General features: G+C 66.8%; 4 protein-coding genes. 1 reads left to right on the top strand and 3 read right to left on the bottom strand.

Annotated features, from left to right (window positions below):
- Nucleotides 1–93 precede the first annotated feature (93 nt).
- Nucleotides 94–690 (top strand): methyltransferase family protein, encoded by a 597-nt coding sequence (locus HUU96_RS12775; protein WP_174293149.1) that lies wholly within the window; start codon nt 94–96, stop codon nt 688–690.
- Between the two features lie 13 nt (nt 691–703).
- Here HUU96_RS12775 and clpX read toward each other — a convergent pair whose 3' ends face one another.
- From clpX to HUU96_RS12760, 3 genes are all read right to left on the bottom strand, one after another.
- Nucleotides 704–1,972 (bottom strand): ATP-dependent Clp protease ATP-binding subunit ClpX, encoded by a 1,269-nt coding sequence (clpX, locus tag HUU96_RS12770; protein ID WP_174293148.1) that lies wholly within the window; start codon nt 1,970–1,972, stop codon nt 704–706.
- Between the two features lie 110 nt (nt 1,973–2,082).
- On the bottom strand, nt 2,083–2,772 hold the full coding sequence (clpP, locus tag HUU96_RS12765) for an ATP-dependent Clp endopeptidase proteolytic subunit ClpP (protein WP_174293147.1): 690 nt from the start codon (nt 2,770–2,772) through the stop codon (nt 2,083–2,085).
- A gap of 54 nt (nt 2,773–2,826) precedes the next feature.
- Complete coding sequence (locus HUU96_RS12760) at nt 2,827–3,771, bottom strand: glycosyltransferase family 2 protein (RefSeq protein ID WP_174293146.1); 945 nt, start codon at nt 3,769–3,771, stop codon at nt 2,827–2,829.
- Nucleotides 3,772–3,952 lie beyond the last annotated feature (181 nt).

The raw sequence follows: 3,952 nt of genomic DNA, 5'->3' as shown, positions 1-3,952 counted from the left end.
CCCCTTCGCGGGAGCCCCCGGCCGCCGCCGCGCCTATGGCCTGCTCCAGATCGCCGCCGGACTCACCCTCGCCGCCAGCCTGCGGCGCAAGCGATGATCCACGACGACGCCACCAGCCTGCCGGCGCTCGCCGCGCTGCTGCTCGGCTTCGTGGCGTTCGCCGCCGCGGCACTGGCGGCGCGGCGCGGCAGTCCCCGCGATACCATCGAGCGGGCGGCACAGCGGTCGCGGCGCTCGATGGTCGGCATCGGCGTGCAGATGCTCGCCTTTGTCCTCGCCACCGCCGGTCCGCAGCGGATCGTGCTCGCGCCGGTGTCGGCGGCGGCACTGCTCCAGGCGGCGGCGGTGCTGCTGCTATGGGGCGCGGCGGTGGCGCTGTTCGTCGCGGCGACGCGGACGATGGGCCGCAACTGGAGCCTCGTCGCGCGCACCCGCGACGACCACCAGCTCGTCCAGTCGGGTCCGTTCGCGGCGATGCGCCACCCGATCTACACCGCGATCGCGCTGGAGCTGGTCGGCTGCGCGGTTGCGCTCGGCCACTCGCGCCGCCTGCTCATCGCCCTGCCGATCTACGCGCTCGGCACCTGGCTCAGGGTCGCCGAGGAGGAGCGGTTGCTCCGCGCGATGTTCGGGCCGGCCTATGACGCCTATGCCGCGCGAGTGAAGCGCTTCGTGCCGGGAGTGTTCTGACCCGCGAGGCGGGTCAGGCTGCGGCGTCCTCGGTCTTCTTCTTCTCGGCATAGACGCGGATCGGCTCCTTGCGGCCCTCGATCACGTCCTTGTCGATCATCACCTCGTCGACGCCGTCCATGCCCGGCAGCTCGAACATCGTGTCGAGCAGCACGCTCTCCAGGATCGAGCGCAGCCCGCGCGCGCCGGTCTTGCGCTCTATGCCCTTCTTGGCGACCGACACCAGCGCGTCTTCGGTGAAGCCGAGCTCGACATCCTCCATCTCGAACAGCTTCTGGTACTGCTTGACCAGCGCGTTTTTGGGCTCCTTGAGGATCTTGACCAGCGCGTCGATGTCGAGATCCTCCAGCGTCGCGATCACCGGCAGCCGACCGACGAACTCCGGGATCAGCCCGAACTTGAGCAAATCCTCTGGCTCGGTCGAGCGCAGCAGCTCGCCGGTGCGGCGCTCCTCGGGTGCGGCGACATAGGCGCCGAAGCCGATCGACTTACCCTGCAACCGGTCGCCGATGATCTTCTCAAGGCCGGAGAACGCGCCGCCGCAGATGAACAGGATGTTGGTCGTATCGACCTGCAGGAACTCCTGCTGCGGATGCTTGCGCCCGCCTTGTGGAGGCACGCTGGCGGTGGTGCCTTCCATCAGCTTGAGCAGCGCCTGCTGAACGCCCTCGCCCGACACGTCGCGGGTGATCGACGGGTTCTCCGCCTTGCGGCTGATCTTGTCGATCTCGTCGATATAGACGATCCCGCGCTGCGCCCGCTCGACATTGTAGTCGGACGCCTGGAGCAGCTTGAGGATGATGTTCTCGACATCCTCGCCGACATAACCGGCCTCGGTCAGCGTCGTCGCATCGGCCATGGTGAACGGCACGTCGAGGATGCGCGCCAGCGTCTGCGCCAGCAATGTCTTACCGCAGCCGGTCGGCCCGACCAGCAGGATGTTCGACTTGGCCAGCTCGACATCCGCGCCCTTGGCACCATGATTGAGCCGCTTGTAATGGTTGTGCACTGCTACCGACAGCACGCGCTTGGCCTGCTTCTGACCGATCACGTAGTCATCAAGGACGTTGCAGATCTCCTGCGGGGTCGGCACGCCGCCGTCCTTCTTGGAAACCAGCGCCGACTTGGTCTCCTCGCGGATGATGTCGTTGCACAGCTCGACGCACTCGTCGCAGATGAACACGGTAGGTCCCGCAATCAGCTTCCTCACCTCGTGCTGCGACTTGCCGCAGAACGAGCAATAAAGAGTGCTCTTCGAGTCGCCGCCGCTCAGCTTCGTCATTCAATCCATCCTTGGGGCGGGTCGCCCTCGCCCATCATGGGCCGGGCATGGTAACCCGGCCCTTACGCAAACTACAACGTCCAAAAATCCCTAACGCCGGACCGGACGCTTCAGGCCGCCTTGGCCATGTCGTCGGCCGGTGCCGGCCTTTTGTCCATGACCTCGTCGATCAGGCCGAATTGCTTGGCCTCGTCAGCGCTCATGAACTTGTCGCGGTCCATCGCCCGCTCGATCTCCTCCAGCGGCTTGCCGGTATATTTGGCATAGAGGCTGTTGAGATCATGGCGCATCCGCAGAATCTCGCGCGCCTGGATCTCGATATCCGACGCCATGCCCTGCGCGCCGCCCGACGGCTGGTGGATCATGATACGGCTGTTGGTGAGCGCGACACGCATCCCCTTCTCGCCCGCCGCCATCAGGAAGCTGCCCATCGACGCCGCCTGGCCGATGCACACCGTGCCGACGCGCGGCCGGATATATTGCATGGTATCGTGGATCGCCATGCCCGCCGTGACGACGCCGCCCGGTGAGTTGATGTACATGAAGATGTCCTTCTTCGGATTCTCCGATTCGAGGAACAGCAGCTGCGCGGTGATCAGGCTAGCCATGCCGTCCTCGACGCCGCCGGTCACGAACACGATGCGCTCGCGCAGCAGCCGGCTGAAGATGTCGAAGCTGCGCTCGCCGCGGTTCGACTGCTCGATGACGATCGGCACCAGGCCGGCCTGCGTCTGGTGCAGGCCGAGGCCGGCGTTGGTCAGCGGGCTCGCGAAATCGCCGGTCTCGAACGGATTGTGCATGGGTCGCCTCTGATGCGGGGAAGACACCCTATGTCGCGCGCACGCCGGGCGAGTTCAAGCCCTACCGCCGGACGTGGTGCCGGGTGCCGGGAACGACAGGTACGCCAGCCGACGCACCTCGCGACGGCCGCGCACGACGGTATCGAGGATCAGCCCCGCAAAGCCGTTGAGAAAGGCCAGGAGCACCAGCCCCATTGCCAGGATCGCGGTCGGCAGCCGCGGCACCAGCCCGGTATGCCAATAGGTGGCGAGCACCGGCGCGGCGAGCACCAGCCCGGCCAGCGCCAACACCGCGCCAAGCAGGCCGAAGAACAGCAACGGGCGTTCGAGGCGGTACAGCTGAACAATGGTGCGCAGGATGCGCCAGCCGTCGCCATAGGTGCTCAGCTTCGAGGCGGAGCCCTCCGGCCGCGCGAAATACGGCGTCTCAACCTCGGCGACCGGCATCCTGAGTTCGAGCGCGTGGACGCTGATCTCCGTCTCGATCTCGAAGCCGGCGCTGAGCGAGGGAAAGCTCTTGACGAAGCGCCGCGAGAACACGCGATAGCCCGACAGGATGTCGGTGAAGCTGCGCCCGAATAGCCGCGCCAGCATCCCGGTCAGCATCGCATTGCCGAACTGATGCCCGCGCCGGTACGCCGCTGCCGCTTCATGCACCCGGCTGCCGACGATCATGTCGCATTGCTCGTCGAGCAGGCGCGCCACCAGCGCGGGGGCGGAAGCCGCGTCATAGGTCGCGTCGCCATCGGCCATCACATAGATGTCGGCGTCGACATCGGCGAACATCCGCCGCACCACCGCACCCTTGCCCTGGATACGCTCGCGCCGGACGATCGCGCCGGCCGCGGTGGCGACCTCGACGGTCCGGTCGCCGCTATTGTTGTCGTAGACGTAGATCGTCGCATCCGGCAGCGCGTCGCGAAACCCGGCGATCGTCTGCGCGATCGCCGCCGCCTCGTTGTAGCAGGGCAGCAGCACGGCGATGGTCGGCTTGGTCATGCAGGCGCACCCTCCGGTTCGTCACCCCGGCACCGTGCCGAGCGGGAGCGCTATAGGTCAGCGGAGGTATCACCGCTACCGGGCGGCCAGGTGATGGTCTGGCCGCCCGGGTGTTTCGTCAGAACGCGATTTTGGCGTGGATTTGGACGGCGCCGTCTTTCTGGCGTGGGGAGCGGTGGGT

Source organism: Sphingomonas bacterium, from assembly GCF_903644135.1.
In the GTDB taxonomy this organism is placed as follows: Bacteria; Pseudomonadota; Alphaproteobacteria; order Sphingomonadales; family Sphingomonadaceae; genus Sphingomonas.
Note: the sequence above shows the minus strand (reverse complement) of the source record. Positions and strands in the feature narration are given on the sequence as shown.

What these genes read in the sequence shown, in the direction of transcription:
- clpP (WP_174293147.1), bottom strand. Translation starts at nt 2,772, where the DNA reads ATGCACAATCCGTTCGAGACCGGCGATTTCGCGAGCCCGCTGACCAAC.
- HUU96_RS12775 (WP_174293149.1), top strand. Translation starts at nt 94, where the DNA reads ATGATCCACGACGACGCCACCAGCCTGCCGGCGCTCGCCGCGCTGCTG.
- clpX (WP_174293148.1), bottom strand. Translation starts at nt 1,972, where the DNA reads ATGACGAAGCTGAGCGGCGGCGACTCGAAGAGCACTCTTTATTGCTCG.
- HUU96_RS12760 (WP_174293146.1), bottom strand. Translation starts at nt 3,771, where the DNA reads ATGACCAAGCCGACCATCGCCGTGCTGCTGCCCTGCTACAACGAGGCG.